The following is a 20,118-nucleotide window of genomic DNA, read 5'->3' on the forward strand; positions in this document are numbered from 1 at the left end:
GAGCAGTGCCGCCCCCTCCTGCTTGCTTTAAGCTATTTTATGTTATAAGCCTTTCAACGCCTCTATATGCTTATGGGCAGCACTGCCTAAAGCACTAAGGTTATACCCACCTTCAAGAACTGAAACGATACGGCCATCGGAGTATGTTTTAGCGACATCCATAATCATTTTGGTAACCCAAAAAAAATCATCATCTACAAGATTAACTTCGCCCATAGGATCATCTTTGTGGGCATCAAAGCCCGCAGAGATAAAAATCATTTCGGGGCGGTGCATCTGTAGCGCAGGCAACCAGCTATCTTCGACTAATTTCCGAAATTCAGGGCCGTTACAGCCAGCGTTAAGCGGAGTGTTTACGATATTATCCCATTCTGATTCCGCAAAGCGCCATGGAAAATAAGGGTGCTGAAAACTGGAACATACCAGTACATCAGGATCATTTTTGTATATATCAACAGTACCGTTGCCGTGGTGGACGTCAAAGTCAATAATGGCAATGCGCTTCAGGCCAAAGTTTTGTCGAGCATGTTCAACGCCAATCGCGACGTTATTAAGAAAGCAGAAGCCTAAGCTCTCAACGCGCTCCGCATGATGACCCGGAGGCCTAACGGCACAAAAGACATTATCAGCTTGGTTTTTTAAAACTTGCTCTGTGCCCCGAACTACAGCACCGGCCGCCATAACAGCAGCATGCATTGTTTGTGAGCACATTAGCGTGTCATCATCAATCTGAACAAGAGGCGCACCTTCTGCCGGTTGACTCAGCTCAAGGGAAAGAACATGGGCCTTGGGATGTACGCGAATTATTTGTTCTTCAGTCGCTGGTCGCGCATTATAATGCTGCAATTCTTGCGCAAGTGCACTACGTTCAAGTTGTTGATTTATTGAAGAGATTCTATGCGGACTCTCTGGGTGCCAAGGCCCCATGTCGTGCAGCATACACTCTGAATGACTGATATAAGATGTAATCATTAAAACTCTCCCTCTTGATACTAGTTTAATGAAGTGGGCTAATGAGGGATACTGGCATATAGTCGATATATGCAGTGCAATATTCGTTAAGACTTCGGAGTAATTATTTGTGGGTACTCGTTTTTTAAAATACTTTTTTGAACCTAAGTCTATTGCAGTTTTTGGTGCTTCAGAAAAAGAATTCAGCATGGGTGGTCAGGTTATCCGTAATCTGCAAGATGGGCAGTTCCCCGGAAAAATATTTGCCGTAAACACAAAAGGTTACGATGAAGTTTTCGGTGAGAAATGCTACTCAAGCGCTGAAGCGCTGGAAGAAATTCCTGATCTTGCGATCGTCTGCTCGCCGCCAGAGGTTGTGCCTAGCCTAGTTGGCCGACTTGGTCACTTAGGCGTTAAGGCCGCGATGATACTGACAGGAGGTTTATCTCGTACAGACAGTGCCAAAGCCAAAGTAGACCCACGTCACAAATCACTTAAAGATGACATGCTGACCGCTGCTCGGGAGTCGGGTATTCGTGTGATGGGGCCTGAGTGTCTTGGCGTTTTGGTGCCCGGTCGTAAACTTAATGCGAGCTATTCCTCCCGTAACATTAAACCCGGTAAAGTCGCTTATATTGGTCAGTCTGGCATGCTGGGTAATGCGATGATGGATTGGGCAAATGGCCGTGGCATTGGCTTTTCCCATGTTGTTACTTTAGGGGATAGTGCTGACGTTATGTTGGCGGACGTTATTGACTATATTAATCGTCACAGCCATGCCCAAGCGATTCTACTTCACCTTGAATACATTAGTGATGCTCGACACTTAATGACGGCGATTCGAGAGGCGTCGCGGAATAAGTTAGTACTTGCGATTAAAAGTGGGCGAGTGATCTCCTCATTAGAAGGGCCAACAGTAAAAACCCCTGGGTTAAACAATCGTGACCAAGTATACACCGCCGCCTTAAACCGAGCGGGTGTGGTTCGCGTTAACAATGTCGAAGAGCTATTTGATGCACTTGAATCATTATCACGCATTAAGCCGATATTAGGTGATCGGCTAGCCATTGTCAGTAATGGTATCGGCCCCAGTATTCTTGCTGCGGATAAATTGCTGATGTCTGGCGGGAAGCTTGCGAAACTTTCTGAGGAAACCCGCCATAAGTTGGATGAATGCTTACCCGCAGGTTGGTCGGATGCAAACCCTATTGATATTGGTGGTGATGCCATGCCTGAGCGTTTTGTTCAGGCTATAGAAGTACTATCTAACGCACCTGAAATTGATGCGGTGCTCGCCTTGCACGCCCCTACTCGATTAGCACCAAGCTTAGAGGCTGCCAATGCGGTTATCAATCAGCGAGGCAAGTTCCGAAGAAGCGTACTAACCTGCTGGATGGGAATGGAAGAGGCGCGACCTGCTCGCAAAGAGTTTAACCTCGCGGGGATGCCCACTTATACATCGCCAGAACATGCTGTTCAGGCTTTTATGCATATGGTGAATTACCGCCGCAGCCAAGCACTCCTGCAAGAAGCTCCGCCTAGTATTCCCCATGAAACACCCTATGAAGTTCGCCGTAGTGCTCGCAAACTGGTTGCGCGGGCTAAAAAAGAAGGCCGAGTAGCCCTAACTCACCAGGAAAGCACGCAGGTTCTAGCAGCTTATAACATACAAGTAGCGCCAAGCTGGTATGCAAAAGATGAAAATTCAGCTGCGATTATTGCCAGCCAACATGATCAACCCCTCGCAGTTAAAATCATCCATGAAACGAACTGCGTACCTTTCGTTTATCGTAAACATCCCCATAAAGTATCTGCAGGCTTGATTCAGGATATTATGACACCTGAAGCGATGCGGAGCGCGGTCATTCGCCTTAGGGATAAGGTATGCGAGAAATTCCCAGAAAGCACTATTTATGAATATTGCATTCAGCCGATGCATCGTGGCAAACATTCTATGCTGCTGAATATGGGGATTACACGAGATCCTGTTTTTGGCCCGATCATTCTTTTTGGTGTCGGGGGCTATAAAGAAAATGTACTTGCGGATAGACATGTTGCATTACCGCCTTTGAATATGACACTTGCGGATGAACTTATTCGACGCTCCCATGCCTATCGGCTGATTAAAGAGCACAGTGATAACCCTGTGCATGATATTGAAGCGATCTCAGGGGTTCTTGTAAAATTAAGTCAATTGGCTGCAGATATTCCAGAGCTGAACGGCCTTGAAATCAATCCGTTGATTATCAACCGTGAAGAGATGCTTGTCATTGATGTGAAGATTGATTTAGGCGAGCCAAGCTATCACGCCATTATGCCTTACCCCGAAGAGTTACGAGAAACAGTGACGCTTAAAAAAGGTCGGCTGGTAGAGGTTAGACCGATAAGAGGTGAAGATGCGGCGGCTCTATCACAGTTCCATAATCGGCTAAGTGAACAGAGCATTCGTTTCCGTTATTTTCACAACAAAGCTGAGCTTAGTAAGCGTGACTTAGCTAATCTAACGATTATCAACTACGACCGTCAGATGGCCTTTATTGCTGAAGAAATTAAAGAGAATAATGAGCGGGAGATATTAGGTGTGGTTCGTGTCTGGACCGATCCTGATAATATCCGCACTGAGTTCTCTGTGCTTATTCGAGATGATTTGCAAGGTGAGGGTTTAGGGGCGCTATTGATGCGCAAAATGATCAAATATTCCCGTAGTGTTGGTACCCTTGAAATGATAGGAAAGATTTTGATAGAAAATCATCCTATGCGAGGTTTGATGAAGTATTTAGGCTTTGAGTGCCACTACAATGCAGAGGAACAAGTCATTGATGCTGTAATGTCACTCAACGAGCCTCAGAGCGAATGGCAGAAGCACCGCTTAGGCAACAGCGGACTGTAACGGAACCTGACGCTGAGATTTGGTCTAAGAATAAGAAAGCCGACAATGCGTCGGCTTTATAGAGAACCTTAGCAAACGCTTAAGGAGACAAACGCTCTATATTCCATTTACCACCCCCAATGGTATAGCGAAAACGGTCGTGTAGGCGGCTTGGCTGTCCTTGCCAGAATTCAAATAGGTCAGGCACAATACGGTAGCCGCCCCAATGAGGTGGTTTAGGAATAGAAGCATCCCCAGAGAACTGTTCACTAAACTGGTCACATCGCTGAGAGAGCCATTCACGATTTGGGATAACGGCACTTTGCTTTGATACCCATGCGCCAATTTGGCTGTCTTTAGGACGACTATGAAAATACTCTTCAGACTGTAATGGCGATATGCGTTCAACAACACCGTCAATTCTTACCTGACGTTGTTTTTCACCCCACCAGAATACAACGGATGCATGAGGATTTCCCGCAAGGTGCATTCCTTTTTCACTTTGGTAATTGGTATAAAAAACAAAACCTTGGGGATCAATACCTTTCAATAAAACAATTCGTGATGCTGGACGGTTCTCAGGAGAAACAGTTGATAACGTCATCGCATTAGGATCAAAAGGCTCATTCTTAACGGCATCGTCAAACCATTGTCGAAATTGATCAAACGGGTCACTCGCTAGATCCTGCTCTGTAACGGCCTCTTGGTCAAATACACGGCGTAGCGAGGAAATATCCTGGTTCATAGTATTAACGCCTCATTACTCATTTCTAAAGTTTGGTAGCTTGATTTTGATAGGTATCATAAACCTTACGACAAAGCAGGGCCAACGAGAAAAGGCTGTGGCTGTCGAGAAACGTTTGATTTCATGACTTAAAGCTGTAAAAAGTTTTTTATGCCAGAAAAAACAATCTGCGCGGCCATGGCACTAAGAATAAGTCCTGTCATTTTACTTAAAATATTTAAGCCTGTTTTCCCTAAAAGGCGCTCTATTTCGCTGGAAATATAAAGCAATCCACCGAGAGAAAATAGAGCCACCATCAAAGCGCTAACACCAATTAAAGTCTCCGTCGTTGTTTTTAACTCCGCACCGTAAACCAGTGTCGCACCGATGGTTGCAGGGCCGACGATCGTGGGAATGGCGAGTGGCACAACGGATATATCGTCACCACTTTGTTCTGGTACGCCTGTTGCATGGTTACGAACACCATCTTTAACCAAGCTAACGGCTGATAGAAACAGTAAACAGCCGGCGCCGATCCTAAAGGAGTCGAGGGTAATCCCTAGAACCTCAAACAAGGTGGTTCCAAAGAAAAAGAGCACAAGACAGATTAAAGCAGCGGATAGAACGGCGCGGTTAATGGTTGAGCGTTTTTGTTGCTTGGTTTCTCCTCGGGTTAGAGCAAGAAACATCGAAACGACAAAAAAGGGAGCAAAAAGAAAGAAAAATTGAATAAACGTGGATATAAATAGAGCCATCTTACTTTGTCGCCTCAGAAGTTGAATGTGACGGTATTATAAAGGCGTTAAGGCTATTTTTATCTATATATAGTAAATGCATTTTATTTATGACTAAAAAAACTGTAAAAAATACTGATACACTAGTCAATAAGGTCAGGGGCTTTAAGAATGTGTGTCGTTGGATAAAGTATCCGCGCTAGCTGCCGATAACCCCTAAGCTACTGAAAAGTCAGTGTTACTCAAAAGTCAGTTATAAGGGCTACTAATCAAACATTCACTGGGTTATGCTTCCGTTTAACTTGGTTGAAAGTAGATATCATAAGGTTGGGTCAATGGATTTCGCCACTCTTTTAGGGCTTATTACAGGTATTGCATTTGTTGGTTTGGGTATTGCACAAGGCGATGACCCCAGCATTTTTATTAATATTCCAGGGGTCTTAATTGTTGTCGGTGGCACAATTTCGGTTACCTTGGTGAAATATCGCATTGCAAGCTTCTTCCTCGGTATTAAAGAAGGTTTTGCCGTTGCTTTCTTTGAAAGTAATGACAATCCTCGGGAAATAATTCAGCTTGCCAATCATCTTGCAAAAATTGCGCGTCGGAACGGTCTTTTAGGGCTAGAAGATGAGCCCATTGAGAATCCCTTTTTTGCCAAAGGTATTCAGCTTTGTGTTGACGGTCATCCCCCTGAGTTCATTCAGAAAGTTTTGATGAACGAAATGAGCATGTCCTTAGATCGCAAAGAACTGGGTGAGAAGGTTTTCCGTAATATGGCAGGGTCCGCACCTGCCTTCGGTATGATCGGTACCTTGGTTGGTCTGGTTCAAATGTTGAACAACCTTGATGACCCTGCATCGCTTGGGCCTGGTATGGCTGTCGCGCTGTTAACGACGCTATACGGTTCTTTAATCGCCCAGCTTGCAATGATGCCTTTAGCGGACAAGTTAGCTTTAAAAAGTAGCGAGCTTGAATCTAATATGGCGCTGATCACCGAGTCAGTATTGGGTATTCAGGAAGGCCTTAACCCTACGGTTATGGATGAATTGTTAGAGACTTATCTGCCTGAGTATCTTCGTTCAGGTATGTCTATGACTGAAGAAATATAGCGTAGGATATCCAAGCAGCAAGCGAAGGATAGTAGGGTGATGAATATTAATACTAAGAAACGTAAAAAGGCGAAGAACGAAGTGGTTCCCGAATGGATGGTAACCTTTGCGGACATGATGACGCTTCTGTTAACTTTCTTCGTTTTGATTTTATCTTTTTCTACAACGGATGTTGAGCGTTATAAGAGCATCGCCCAGGCCATGCAAAGCTCATTTGGTGTGCAAGACCTTAATCCTTTGAGTATTATCCCAGCGGATAATCCGCCAAAGAACGAGAATATCATTGAGCCGATTAAACCTCAGCCTTCTACCGAGGCTGAAGACGCTGATGTTGAAAATCAACTGGAAAGTATCGGTAACCGACTTGAAACTAACTTTACTGATGAGATTGAAAAAGGTGTCATTATTGTTGAGCGAGATGAAGATCATATTATCATCCGCTTTCCAGATGAGTCTGCTTTCACCTCAGGTAGTGACTATTTAGAACCAGCCGTTGTACCTGTTTTGCAGAAAGTAGGTAAGCTAATCTCTGAATATGATATGTATACCATTGTCGAGGGCCACACGGATGATCAACCGATCAATACCGATCGTTTCCGCTCGAACTGGGATTTATCAGCTGCCCGTGCAGTGTCTGTTGCCCATGAGCTAACTTGGCTAACAGATCTAGAAGAGAAGTTTCTCTATGTGGTTGGCAATGCTGATGCCCGCCCTCTGGTGCCAAACACTAACCAAGCGAATCGTATAAAAAACCGTCGTGTTGAAATTCTTTTAATTGAACGAGAAGAGAATAGTGAGCGCGATGTTTATCAGGGTATTCAACAAAGTCCACTGCTTCGGTAGTAAGATAGCTAACGATAAAAGAAGCAAATAAAAAAAGAGATGCCACGGCATCTCTTTTTTTATGGGTGAAGATTGGGAGAGAAGCGCCTTAGCTCCAACGCTCAGCAAACAACGGTTGTGGTTTATCGAGGGCGGCTTGATAGGCATTTGAAAAAGGTTTAAGTGCCGTTAGCGCTTCTTCAATCGACTTGTCTTCACGAACTGCAAAGCTGTTAAATCCACAGCGCGTCATAAAGAATAATTGATCTTGAAGTACATCGCCGATAGCCCGTAGTTCACCTTGATAATCGAAGCGTTCACGCAATTGGCGAGCTAGGGTGTAGGCGCGACCGTCACTAAATACAGGAAAGTCAATGGCAACAACGCTAACCTGATTTAATTTATCCGCGGATGAATCAAACACAGTGTCATTCGGAATCCATACACCAACGGCCTCATAGCTAGAAGAATCAAACTCACCGGCTAACCATGTAGTATAAGGCAGAAGTACTTTACCTGATGTTGGCAGCTCTGCTTCAAGCTCAACCTTTAGCCAAGTATCCTCGACAATATCTTGGTTAAGAATAATCTTAGGCATAGACGCGTTCCTTAAATGTAGCTTGACCAAGACGATGGTAAGCCTCAACAAACGACTCACCTTCTATCCGGTTTTCAACATAAACAGACATAATGCTTTCGATAACATCTGGTACCCGGTCTTGCTTAACGGCGGGGCCTAATATTTTCCCGATACCTGCGGTGCTACCGGAGCGGCCACCAAGGGATATCTGATAGAACTCTTCGCCCTTACGATCAACACCCAAAAGGCCAATATTGCCAATATGGTGATGTCCGCAGGCATTCATGCAGCCAGAGAAGTTAAAGTCGATATCGCCAAGGTCATAGAGGTGATCTAAATCGTCGAAACGGCGTTGGATCGCTTCAGCAACAGGGATCGATTTTGCGTTAGCTAGGGCGCAGAAGTCGCCACCGGGGCAGCAGATCATATCCGTCAGTTTACCGACATTAGGTGTCGCTAAGCTGTTGTCTTCTAAAATCTGCCATAGCTCAAATAGCGCTGATTTTTTAACATCGGACAGAATCAAATTTTGGTGATGACTCACGCGAAGTTCACCAAAGCTGTATTTGTCCGCCAGATCAGCGATCAAATCCATTTGGCTATCGGAAACATCTCCAGGAGCGACACCGGTTTTCTTCAAAGAAAGCGTGACCGCAATATAGCCTTCTTTTTGGTGTGCTTGAGTGTTATTGGTCACAAAGCGTGAAAATGCTTTATTTTGCTCACGTTGTCGTTCGAATTCACCTTCAGATGGCGCACTCTCATAGTCGGGATCAATAAAGAAACTGGCTGCCTTGGCAATAACATTGTCGTTAATGGTCGAAGGGCCATCAGCAACGTGATTCCATTCGGATTCAACCCGTCGCGCGAATTCTTCTACACCTAACGCTTTCACTAAGATTTTAATACGCGCTTTATATTTATTGTCACGACGGCCAAACTGATTATAAACACGCAAAATCGCTTCTAAGTAAGTCAATAAGTGCTTAGCGGGTAGGTTTTCACGAACCAAGTCACCAATCATTGGCGTACGACCTAAGCCGCCACCCACAAAGACATTGAATGCGATAGAGCCATCATCGGTTTTTACCAGTTGCAAGCCAACATCGTGCACCTTAATCGCCGCACGATCTTCTTCTGAGCCACTAATAGCAATCTTGAATTTACGAGGTAAGAAGGCAAATTCAGGGTGAAATGTTGACCACTGGCGCACAATTTCACACCACGGACGAGGGTCTGAGATTTCATCCAAGGCAATACCCGCAAATTGATCCGTCGTTGTATTACGGATGCAGTTACCACTGGTTTGAATGGCGTGCATCTCAACTTTCGCCAGTTCTTCTAAAATATCTGGGCAGCTTTCAAGTGTCGGCCAATTAAACTGAACATTTTGTCGCGTTGTAAAATGTGCATAACCTTTATCATAGGTACGAGCGACATGGGCCAGCTTACGTAGTTGCTCTGCATTGAGCATACCGTAAGGAATGGCAACCCGTAACATGGGAGCAAGGCGTTGGATATAGATGCCATTTTGCAAACGCAAAGGCAGATATTCTGCTTCTTCAAGTTTGCCATCAAGATAGCGCTGGGTTTGATCCCTGAACTGGATTACACGCTCATCAACTAATTTCTGATCGTAATCGTCGTACTTATACATTTCATTTCCTACGACTGGTTAGCGTTTTTGTAGTTGTGGTGAAACATCACGGTAAAACGGGCTTAAATTATAGAGTAGCCGGTTTTTGATTATATCATTTGCTGAACAATAGCAGTGTTCTCTTATTCTTAAAATGAATTTATATCTATATATTTATTTCATAATAGAATAAAGAGAATCTGAATTTGTCGGCTCTTTATTGGCCAACTTTTAGGTTTTTGGGCTATTGTCAGCGTGTACAAGCCACGCTTTTACATGCCACAGCCAGATAAAGACGCTAGCATTTAAGCATCTATAGATAAGCTGCACACTCCAGATAGCGATAAGACCAAAGCCTAAGTAGACACCAAAGACAAAAGCGAGGGGAAGAAAGAGTCCCCATTGAAGCGTGACTGAAACCTGCATGACCATTTTACTCGCACCTGCACCGAGTAGAGCCTGCGTTAGAACTATAGCAGAGGCGTCGATAACCATCATAAACGCAGTGAGTTGCAAAGGAACAATGCCAAGTTCAATCCCTTTGGGCTCAATAATGAATAGCCCTAGCACAGGTTCAGCCAAAAAAGCTAAAGGCAGTGCGATAAGCAATAATAAAATGACGGCAACTTTAGCGACATCCCGTCCCCAATCTTGAGCGGCTTGATTGTCTTTTTCACCCAAAGAGCGACCCACTAAACTGGTGGCGGCCATACCAAGCCCGACGGCTGGGAGAATCATCAAAAGAGATAAATTAACCAAAATATGGCCAACAGCAACAGAAAGCGCATCAATTTGGCCTATCATCCAAAAAAGAACCAAATAGCCAGAAGCGAACAAGGTTTGCTGGAGTGAATGAGGTAGTGTTCGACTAATCAGTATTTTCAATATATCGCTACGGGGTCTCAGCCAGATAAACGCCTCGGCTCCTAGCTGCTTTAAGCTATAAATAAGCCAGACTAAAGTCCCCAAACACAGGGATAAAAAAGTGCCAAGCCCAGCACCTTCAACACCAAGGGCCGGTAGCCCCAGTAAACCGTAAATCAAAATATAGCTAATACCAATATTGCTAAGGTGAATCAGTACGATAATTTTGAGATAGATTTTAGAATGATGCACCCCATTCCAATAGCCACGAAAAACAAGATTAAAACCTACAGCCAACAGACCGATGATACGCCAATCAAGATAAGGTTCGGCCAGTTCAATGACGGCACCGTTTTGATTAATGCAGCCCAGAAGGTCATGAGAAAAAGGATAGATAAGTAATATTAATGGCGTACAAAGCACCATTGCTAGAATAAGCCCTGCATTTAGGGTGTTACGTTGGGAGCTGTTACATTGTGCGCCATAGTAAAAAGCAGTGGTTGATTGGACGGCAGAAGACAGGCCAAGAATAAGCGCTGTAATGACAAAAGCCGTATAGCCAGCGATGCCAATAGCCGCTAGAGCCGTGCTACCCAAAGCACCAACCATGGCGGAGTCGACAAGGTTGATTAAACTTTGGGAGAGCATCCCGCCAATCAGTGGTAAAGCGAGCTGTAATATTTCTCGCTGCCGCTGAAAGGAAGGAAAATGTATCGGAAGACGCAAACGACTGACTTAAAAATTAAGATGGGTCATAAGAAAGAACAGGCATTAACCAACGCTCCATCTCTGCTGTCGTGACACCTTTACGTTCAGCCAATTGCTCGACCTGATCGACATCGATCTTGCCCGTACCAAAATATTTGGCTTCTGGATGCCCAAAATACCAACCGCTGACCGCCGCAGCAGGTGTCATCGCAAAGCTTTCAGTTAGTTCCAGACCACTATGCTCCGTTGCCTCTAGTAAACGAAACAATGTTTCCTTTTCCGTATGGTCAGGGCACGCTGGATAACCCGGTGCTGGGCGAATGCCTTGATATTGCTCTTTGATCAAGGCTGCATTATCCAAGTTTTCATCAGCCGCGTAACCCCAAAACTCTTTACGAACGCGCTCATGTAGATGCTCGGCAAAAGCTTCTGCTAAACGATCCGCTAACGCCTTCACCATAATGGAATTGTAGTCATCACCATTGGCTTCATACTCTTTCGCAAGCTCATCGGCACCAATACCCGCATTAACCGCAAAACCACCAATATAGTCACTTAAGCCAGTCTCTTTTGGTGCGATATAATCCGCAAGACTCAGGTTTGGCTTACCTTCTGGTTTTGGTGTCTGTTGGCGGATGTGTTGCAACAGAGCTTTAACGTCTGCACGAGACTCATCAGCATAGACTTCAATTTGATCCGCTTGAGTGGTATTGGCTGGCCAAAAGCCAATCACACCACGGGCTTGGATGAGTTTCTCATCTATAATTTTCTTCAGCATCTCTTGGGCGTCAGCAAATAGGTTTGTGGCCGCTTCACCAACGACTTCATCCGTCAGAATTTGAGGATATTTACCTGCCAAATCCCACGACATAAAGAACGGAGTCCAATCAATGAATGTGGCAATAGTCGCCAAATCATAATCATCAAAAGCCTTCACCCCAGTAAACGTAGGCTGCGTTGGGGTGAAATTATCCCAATCTAAGGCTAAACGGTTGTCGCAGGCTTTTGCATAGCTAATGCGATCAGCCTTAGCTCGACGATTAGCATTACGAATACGGGTTTCTTCATACTCTTTACGGCGACCCGCAACAAAATCATCCCGTAGCTCATCGCTAAGCAGATTACTGGCAACGCCAACCGCTCGCGAAGCATCGGTCACATAAATAACAGGGCCACGTTTATATTGCGGCTCAATTTTAACCGCCGTATGTGCTTTAGATGTTGTTGCGCCACCAATCATCAGAGGCAGATCAAAGCCTTGTCGCTCCATCTCTTTAGCAATATGCACCATCTCATCAAGGGATGGTGTAATTAGGCCTGATAAACCGATAATATCTGCATTAACTTCTTTTGCCGTTCTCAGGATTTTCTCTGCCGGTACCATAACGCCTAGGTCAACGACCTCGTAGTTATTACACTGCAGAACAACACCGACAATATTTTTTCCGATATCGTGAACGTCACCTTTAACGGTAGCCATCACAATTTTACCTTTGGCTTCTACCGCACCAGATTTCTCTGCTTCAATGAAGGGAATCAAGTGCGCAACGGCTTGCTTCATTACCCGGGCTGATTTCACAACTTGCGGTAGAAACATTTTGCCCGCACTAAAGAGATCCCCAACAACATTCATACCGTCCATTAAAGGACCTTCAATAACCTGGATAGGGCGATCAGCTTCAAGTCGAGCGGATTCGGTATCTTCAATAATAAAGTTGGTAATACCTTTCACGAGCGCATGTTCGATTCTTTTAATAACTGGCCATGAACGCCATTCAAGATCTTCTTTTTTCGCTTCAACACCATCGCCACGGTACTTCTCAGCCACATCCAATAGACGGTCAGTGCTGTCATCCCGACGATTAAGTACGACATCTTCAACGAGATCCCGCAGCTCTGCCGGCAGGTCATCATAAACCGCAAGCTGTCCGGCATTCACGATGCCCATCGTCATGCCCTCTTTAATCGCATAATAAAGAAAGGCGGAGTGAATCGCTTCACGTACCGGATTATTGCCTCGGAAAGAAAACGATACGTTAGAGACACCACCGGAGATCATGGCGTGAGGTAGGTTATCCTTAATCCAGCGAGTGGCTTCAATAAAGTCCACGGCGTAATTATTATGCTCTTCGATACCGGTGGCGACGGCAAAGATATTTGGATCGAAGATAATATCTTCAGCTGGAAAACCTATATCATTAACCAAGACATCGTAGGAGCGTTTACAAATTTCCGTTTTGCGCTCATAAGTATCCGCCTGACCGTCTTCATCAAAGGCCATCACAATAACTGCAGCACCGTAACGCATACAGAGTTTAGCGTGATGGCGGAACGCCTCCTCGCCCTCTTTTAGTGAGATAGAGTTTACAATGGGTTTGCCCTGAACACATTTTAACCCAGCTTCGATAATTTCCCACTTAGATGAATCGATCATGATAGGAACTTTCGATATCTCAGGTTCAGAGGCAACTAGATTGAGAAAAGTTACCATAGCTCCCTGTGAATCCAGCATGCCTTCATCCATATTGATATCGATGACCTGGGCACCACTTTCAACTTGCTCTTGGGCTACTTCTAATGCTGTGTCGTAATCTTCTTCAACGATTAGGCGCTTAAAACGTGCCGATCCAGTAACGTTTGTACGCTCACCAACGTTAACAAATAGACTATCAGCATTGATATTAAAAGGCTCAAGGCCGCTGAGACGACAGGCTTTAGGCAGCTCTGGGATAGGGCGTGGCGGATATTGGGCGACAGCATTGGCTATGGCAGAGATATGCTCCGGCGTTGTACCGCAGCAGCCACCAATAATATTCAGAAAACCGCTGGCTGCAAACTCTTCAATAATAACAGCCATCTCTTTGCCAGATTGGTCATACTCACCAAACTCATTGGGTAGACCTGCATTAGGGTGGGCAGAAACATGGGTTTCAGCTTTATTAGAAAGTTCTTCTAAGTAAGGCCGTAGTTCCGTTGCACCTAATGCACAGTTTAGGCCAACGGATATAGGCTTAGCGTGGCGAATTGAGTTCCAGAATGCCTCTGTGGTTTGGCCTGACAAAGTGCGACCTGAGGCATCGGTAATGGTACCCGAGATCATAATAGGCAACTCGGTACCAAGTTTTTCGAAGACATCTTGTACTGCAAAAATAGCTGCTTTTGCATTCAGGGTGTCAAAAATAGTCTCGATAAGAATAAGATCGACACCCCCTTCGATCAGAGCCTTTGTTGCCTCTTGATAATTCTCAACAAGAGTGTCGAAGTCAACATTGCGATAGCCAGGATCATTCACATCAGGAGAGAGGGATGCAGTGCGGCTTGTTGGGCCTAATACTCCCGCAACAAAACGAGGTTTTTCCGGCTCTTCCGCTGTTTTTTCATCAGCGGCAGCCCGTGCGATACGAGCAGCTTCAACGTTTAACTCATAGACTAATGATTCCATGCCATAATCAGACTGGGAAAGACGAGTGGAGTTAAAGGTGTTAGTTTCTAGAATATCAGCACCGGCGGATAAATATTCCAGATGAAGCCGCTTAATTAAATCTTTCTGGGTTAATACCAGAAGATCATTATTACCTTGAATATCAGAAGGCCAGTCATTAAAACGATCGCCACGGAAATCAGCCTCGGAGAGCTTCTCACCCTGAATCATGGTTCCCATACCACCATCCAAAATCAAGATGCGTTGTGCTAAGGCCGATTTTAGGGTTTGAATACGTGTTTCAAGGCTCATCTTTAAATATACTCCGAACGGTCTTAAGTAGGATCGTGCGATGGCTAGTTGAACGACTTTGGCTGAAAATTCTGTTATCTGTCGCTGAAATGAGATCAATCGCGTAAGATTATTGCATTCTAACAAATAAAATGTGTTTTTAAGAGATCCCTGCTAGATCAGTTACTTATATACACATTCAACAGAATGCTTTCTATTGACTTTAGAAGGCAGACCATACCAAAGCTTACTACGACTGACCCTGAATTTTTTTGCACCAACGTGCAAAATATTAATAGTACTCGTAAACTAATCCATTTTACCGTCCGCAAAAGACCTATTAAAACAGTAGGGTATTTTAAACTGATCTATTTTGCCCTAAAATAGCGGCAATCATTCATATTAGGATTCAGGTGACAATCTATGTCTGCCATTATTGATATTACTGAAAGCGCTCAAACATACCTTGGCGAACTATTAAGCAAACAAGATGCTGATGGCATTGGTGTTCGGGTTTTTGTTACTCAGCCGGGCACTCCGTATGCAGAAACCTGTCTTGCATATTGCCGCCCAGGGGAAGAAGAAGCTGAAGATATTGTACAAGAAGGCGCTATCTTTCCTATCTATCTGGACAAGACCAGTTCGGCTTATTTAGAAGAAGCAGTTGTTGATTACAACCCTGATCGGATGGGAGGGCAGCTAACGATTAAAGCGCCCAATGCTAAAATGCCAAAGGTTAATGCGGATAGCCCCCTGGCAGAACAGATCAATTACGTGCTCTATTCGGATATTAACCCTGGGCTTTCAGCCCACGGTGGCGAGATCAAGTTAATTGAGCTGACGGATGATAACGTTGCTGTTTTACAATTTGGTGGCGGCTGCCAAGGTTGTTCAGCGGTTGATTTGACGCTTAAAGATGGTGTTGAGAAAACGCTGCTTGAAAAAGTTCCTCAATTAAAAGCGATTCGTGATGTAACCGACCATACCGTTACTGAGAATGCTTATTTCAAGTAGGTTTCTCAAGACTCAAAATGATCGTAGAAAACCAGCATAGGCTGGTTTTTTTTCGATTGAACTTTACTATTGAATGTTACTGTCCAGCACCTTAACCACTCTTCTATTATAACGCTGTTTTTTACCAGCTCTTTTTAGCTGATATTTCTGCATAAGCGGCCAATACCTCGGCTCTAACGACCAATATCTTCGTTAAATGACCGCTTTAAAAAATCGACTAAGGTCTAGGTCTGCCCTTGGTTGTTAGAAATACCTAAAACCCCATTTCGAATAAAGTTCATTTTTATTAGTTGAATAAGCGTTAAAAATTAATTATTTGTGACTTATCAGTCGTCTATTTAAAACGTCTGTAAGGTAGCTAGGGAGTCTTTGTTTTAAAAGGATAAATTTGAATAACATGTTAACTATTACCCTATCAGCGCTATAAAAGTGCAAAGCCACAGAGGGTTGCACTAAAAAAAAGCGTATTGACATAGAGCACTAATTCTCTGAATCTCAGTCTCGACGAGAAGCCAAGCCCCACTCTCGATAACAAAAATAAATTTATATTGAGTGAGGCAAACGTAAAGACAATTTCCGTCTATTTGCCTCACTAATAACAACAATCTAAAAGGTAAGGAATAACATGAAACTTCAGCATAAAATTGCCGGAACTATCCTACTTCCACTAGCTGCGGCTACTATGGCAACAACAGCCCACGCAGAACTTTCTGTTGGTGGTTATGTTGCAGCAGAATTTTCTATGGACACCACATCAGCTGCCGCTGATACCAATGACACAACGGGCTCAGCGGTTAAAAGTCGTTTCAACTTAAAACATACGAATATTGGCTCTTCAAATGCGACCGTTTTATTTGAAGGTGATTTTTATGGTGGCAATGCTACCGGCTCAACGAATGACTTCCGTCTACGTCATGCCGTTGTGATGGTTGACGGCTGGACCGTAGGTCAAACATGGTCATCAACAGCTAACTTAAACGGTATCCTTCCTACCGTTGATTTTGTAGGCCTAACAGGCACATCTGTCTATGCTAATCGTCACCCTATGATTGCGAAGAGTTTTAATCTAGGCGGTGCTAAACTACGCGTTGGTGTTGAAGATTGGGGTAAAGGCTCTGCTGGCACTGACGGCCCTAACATTCCTGACTTAGCAGCAGGTTTAAGCGCTAATATGGGTGGCACAAGCCTTTTTGCTGGTGCAGCTTTAGTTAATACTAATGACTCAAAAGGTGAAAACACGACTTATGCTCACGTAACCGCTTCTGCCAAGGTTGCTTTGACTGATAGCATGAAGTTAGTTGGTTCTGTGACGCATACAGGCGATGATGATACTGCTACGGCTGAATGGACTGCTGTATCTGCGGGTGTTGGCGCTGGTTTAGGCGGTGGTCTAAGTGCCAATGCCATGGCTGAGGTTAAGTCTTTTGGTGCATCTGGTTCAGAAGATCAGACTATGGTATTTGTTAATGCCTTTTACAAAATGCCAAGTGGTTTAGAGTTTGGTGCTGAAGTTCAAAATGTAACAGATGTGGGTGCAGGTAAAGGTACAGATCAGACCAATTTCAACGTACAAGGTAAATTTGCTTTCTAAGCAAGCCTTCTTCTAAGTTATAAAAGCACAGTCTTCGGGCTGTGCTATCTGACACCGCAGGCAGGGAATTGGCTTCCCTTCTCTACTCAATCGCACCCTTGAGTTGTTTCTTTCCTTACCAGCTCTAGGCTGAGTCCTGCTTGTGGTGACCCGTGTTAAAAACCTCACTCTGCAAGCCATAATTACTCTTCTTAATATCTGCTTTATCTCTGCCGTTTTTTAAAATTTCTCGCACTTCTATTTCTTGCTTTCGACAACCAATATTACATTTCTTTACAGTGTTATGTGTTCTTCTTTTCTTAATAGATTAAAAATGCTGCGTTTGCAAAAAAGCCTTAACATATTGCTTTTTAAAGGATTTTCATATCCCTTCTGTTTGAGTTTTTGTCTAGAATAAATAACCATCCCATTTACTTTTTTTTCATACTTTTAAGGTTTGACAAAAACGTTAGCTAATGCAAATCTAGTCAAACGTATGTTTGATTATGTGCTGAGAATAACAATAACAGCTCACAAAATTAGGCAGATCAGCAGACAACTTTGCTGATGCATAATAAAAACAGTAAAGGTACGGCAATGAAGAAAACTCTTGTAGCCACCGCAGTGGCAAGCGCACTTTTCTTATCAGGTTGTGATTCGGATAGTATTAACCAAGGTGCTGCACCCAACGTTAGTGACATCCCCGAAACTACCGTGATGTTCAACCCTATTGCAGGGGAATTATCAACGCCAACAGATTTGCTGATGAACCCGACAACAGGGCTTGTAAGCATACCTAAAGCAGGTGATATTTATGAATCACTTAGCTCTCTTGATGGTTGGGGGTTAGGCTCACCCATTAGTATTGGAATGGTGTTTCCTGATCGTCAATACGGCAGTATAAAGCTAGATCCAACGTCAGCAGAATCAGCAGAAGCTGTTGTTTTGATGGAGCAAGGACAGTCAACACCATTGACCTATGGTATTGACTATATCGTTAAGACATCAAGCTCTGGTTTAGTTGTTATACCGCTAAAACCTTTAAAACCTAGCCAAAGATACTTATTTGCCGTTACCGATAAGGTTCAAGATACCTTAGGACGGAAAATTGAGGCTTCTCAGTATTACAGCTTATTATCTAATGCCAGCACAGATGTTACCCAGCTAACAACAGATCCAACAGCACAAGCCAAGTTGGCTGCGATACAAAGCGCTATTTCGGGTATTGATGCAGGTTTAACACCATTAGCGGGTGATCATGATATTGTTTATTCTGGAAGCTTTACCACGCAAAGTGTGGGTAAAGTGATGCAAGAGCTCATGTCTGATATTAATAGCGCCACGCCAAGCATTACTAATGTAAGTGCCGTTGCAGATTTGAAAAACTTCTTACTCGCAGCAGGTAAAACAGAAGCAGAAGCTAGTGCTGCGACAGTCGCCCATAATCCAACAATATCCTATGGGAACTTAACGCTACCTTACTACCTTGAGACACCAAACCCAGCAAGCAACTGCGCTCCAGCAACACTCGCGGCGACCAAGACCTGTGACGGGTTAATCAGCCACTTTAAAGCGGCTGACGGCTCTAACCTTGGCCCAGTATCAGGCTATGCACCCAATAAGGTCAGTGATACAGCCGTTAAAGTATTTGTTTCAACCCCTAATGGAGCAGCACCAGCTGGCGGTTGGCCCGTTGCGATCTATGTGCATGGGATAACCTCTTATAAAGAAACGGCTGCGGCTATTGCCAGTAATTTGGCAGCCCAGGGTATTGCCTTAGTGGCTATTGATCTGCCTTTGCATGGTGCACGCAGTATTGATTTTAATGCCGATGGTGTCTATGAAATTACAGCCACTGACTCATCCAGTGGTGCCGCTTATGTCAACGGCAGCCCGTTAGCGTTTGCTAACTTGGGCGCACTTCAAACGGTAAGAGATAATCTTAAGCAATCGATTAGCGATATATTAACCTTGCGTCGATCCCTTGAAGGCAATACGTTAAACCTAAATGCAGATAATGTGAGCCTGTTAGGGGTTTCTCTGGGTTCTATTATTAGTACTGGTGTTTTAGGTGCTTCAGATAGCTATGATAGCAACCGTGATGGTACGCCAGATGACGATGCTAGCAATCCTTTTGATTTCCAGGCGGCTGCTTTAACCGTCGGTGGTAGTCAGGCGGCAGCGATTATGGGTTATTCAAATACTTTCGGCCCTGTGGTTAAAGCCGCGCTTAAAAATAGCGATGCTTTTGCAGCAGGTGTTGCCGGTAATCTTGGTTACAGCGCGCAGGACTTTATTGCGCTTCGTACCAATGAACCTGAAACCTATAGCAGCTTAGCCAATGTGGCTTATCCTGCTTTTGTCAGCTCCTTTGTAGCAGGGGCTCAACAGGTTATCGATTCTAGCGATGCGCTGGCTTGGGCTTCTAAAGTCAAATCGGATACACCGGTACTGGTGACACAGATTATTGGTAATGGTGTTAACTTATCCGACCAAACCGTACCGAATAACCTAGCAACATCAGGATTTCCTCTGGCAGGAACAACGCCCTGGACCTCGATTCTTGGCTTGAGCAAAGCATCGACAACAACCTATGGAGCAAGCTTGAAGGTTTACACCAACTTTATGGTGGGTAAGCACACCTCTTTACTGGACCCATCTGCACAAGAAGGTATTACTCAAGATGCAGCCTCTGCCTTGGCCGCAACCACTGAAATGCAGACTCAGGTGATCTCTTTTCTTAAATCTGGCGGCCAAGCTGTCCAGATCATAAACTCCAATGTCGTTGAGTAACCATTGAGTGACAAATACGACATGCTAACAAT

13 protein-coding genes are annotated in these 20,118 nt (G+C 44.3%); 6 read left to right on the forward strand and 7 right to left on the reverse strand.

The features are described 5' to 3' along the window. Positions 1 to 42: 42 nt before the first annotated feature. Positions 43 to 972, reverse strand: a complete 930-nt coding sequence (locus tag G517_RS0105000; RefSeq protein ID WP_028303502.1) for a histone deacetylase family protein — start codon at positions 970 to 972, stop codon at positions 43 to 45. 109 nt (positions 973 to 1,081) lie between these two features. Between G517_RS0105000 and G517_RS0105005 the strand changes: the two genes are divergently transcribed. Then, on the forward strand, positions 1,082 to 3,841 hold the full coding sequence (locus G517_RS0105005; RefSeq protein WP_028303503.1) for a bifunctional acetate--CoA ligase family protein/GNAT family N-acetyltransferase: 2,760 nt from the start codon (positions 1,082 to 1,084) through the stop codon (positions 3,839 to 3,841). A gap of 79 nt (positions 3,842 to 3,920) precedes the next feature. Here the strand turns inward: G517_RS0105005 and pdxH are convergent, their stop codons facing one another. Next, positions 3,921 to 4,565: a pyridoxamine 5'-phosphate oxidase gene (pdxH, locus tag G517_RS0105010; protein ID WP_028303504.1), complete on the reverse strand. Its 645-nt coding sequence runs from the start codon at positions 4,563 to 4,565 to the stop codon at positions 3,921 to 3,923. 128 nt (positions 4,566 to 4,693) lie between these two features. After that, a complete protein-coding gene (locus tag G517_RS0105015; RefSeq protein ID WP_028303505.1) occupies positions 4,694 to 5,299 on the reverse strand; it encodes a MarC family protein in 606 nt (201 codons plus the stop codon). A gap of 314 nt (positions 5,300 to 5,613) precedes the next feature. On the opposite strand from G517_RS0105015, the gene G517_RS0105020 reads away from it, so the two are divergent. Next, on the forward strand, positions 5,614 to 6,387 hold the full coding sequence (locus tag G517_RS0105020) for a motility protein A (RefSeq protein WP_028303506.1): 774 nt from the start codon (positions 5,614 to 5,616) through the stop codon (positions 6,385 to 6,387). Between the two features lie 39 nt (positions 6,388 to 6,426). Beyond that, positions 6,427 to 7,230: a flagellar motor protein MotB gene (locus tag G517_RS0105025; protein WP_028303507.1), complete on the forward strand. Its 804-nt coding sequence runs from the start codon at positions 6,427 to 6,429 to the stop codon at positions 7,228 to 7,230. Positions 7,231 to 7,318: 88 nt separating this feature from the next. On the opposite strand, the gene G517_RS0105030 is transcribed toward G517_RS0105025, so the two are convergent. From G517_RS0105030 to metH, 4 genes are all read right to left on the reverse strand, one after another. After that, positions 7,319 to 7,807: a DUF934 domain-containing protein gene (locus tag G517_RS0105030; protein WP_028303508.1), complete on the reverse strand. Its 489-nt coding sequence runs from the start codon at positions 7,805 to 7,807 to the stop codon at positions 7,319 to 7,321. Continuing rightward, a complete protein-coding gene (locus G517_RS0105035; protein WP_028303509.1) occupies positions 7,800 to 9,446 on the reverse strand; it encodes a nitrite/sulfite reductase in 1,647 nt (548 codons plus the stop codon). The genes G517_RS0105030 and G517_RS0105035 overlap by 8 nt, the downstream gene beginning before the upstream one ends. A gap of 210 nt (positions 9,447 to 9,656) precedes the next feature. Continuing rightward, a complete protein-coding gene (locus G517_RS0105040; protein WP_281167500.1) occupies positions 9,657 to 11,015 on the reverse strand; it encodes an MATE family efflux transporter in 1,359 nt (452 codons plus the stop codon). Positions 11,016 to 11,031: 16 nt separating this feature from the next. Next, the gene (gene metH / locus G517_RS0105045) at positions 11,032 to 14,730 is read right to left on the reverse strand and encodes a methionine synthase (RefSeq protein ID WP_028303511.1); all 3,699 of its coding nucleotides are present in this window, start codon (positions 14,728 to 14,730) and stop codon (positions 11,032 to 11,034) included. A 402-nt stretch (positions 14,731 to 15,132) separates the two neighbouring features. Here metH and nfuA point away from each other — a divergent pair, with 402 nt between their 5' ends. The 3 genes from nfuA to G517_RS0105060 all read left to right on the forward strand — a co-directional run bounded on the left by nfuA (position 15,133) and on the right by G517_RS0105060 (position 20,086). Next, positions 15,133 to 15,723 carry a Fe-S biogenesis protein NfuA gene (gene nfuA, locus G517_RS0105050; protein ID WP_028303512.1) on the forward strand — a complete coding sequence of 197 codons (591 nt, stop codon included), beginning with the start codon at positions 15,133 to 15,135 and terminating at the stop codon, positions 15,721 to 15,723. Between the two features lie 625 nt (positions 15,724 to 16,348). Continuing rightward, positions 16,349 to 17,314 carry a porin gene (locus G517_RS0105055; RefSeq protein WP_028303513.1) on the forward strand — a complete coding sequence of 322 codons (966 nt, stop codon included), beginning with the start codon at positions 16,349 to 16,351 and terminating at the stop codon, positions 17,312 to 17,314. A 576-nt stretch (positions 17,315 to 17,890) separates the two neighbouring features. Further along, a complete protein-coding gene (locus G517_RS0105060) occupies positions 17,891 to 20,086 on the forward strand; it encodes a hypothetical protein (protein ID WP_036590447.1) in 2,196 nt (731 codons plus the stop codon). Positions 20,087 to 20,118 lie beyond the last annotated feature (32 nt).

The organism is Oceanospirillum maris DSM 6286 (assembly GCF_000422865.1).
In the GTDB taxonomy this organism is placed as follows: Bacteria; Pseudomonadota; Gammaproteobacteria; order Pseudomonadales; family Halomonadaceae; genus Oceanospirillum; species Oceanospirillum maris.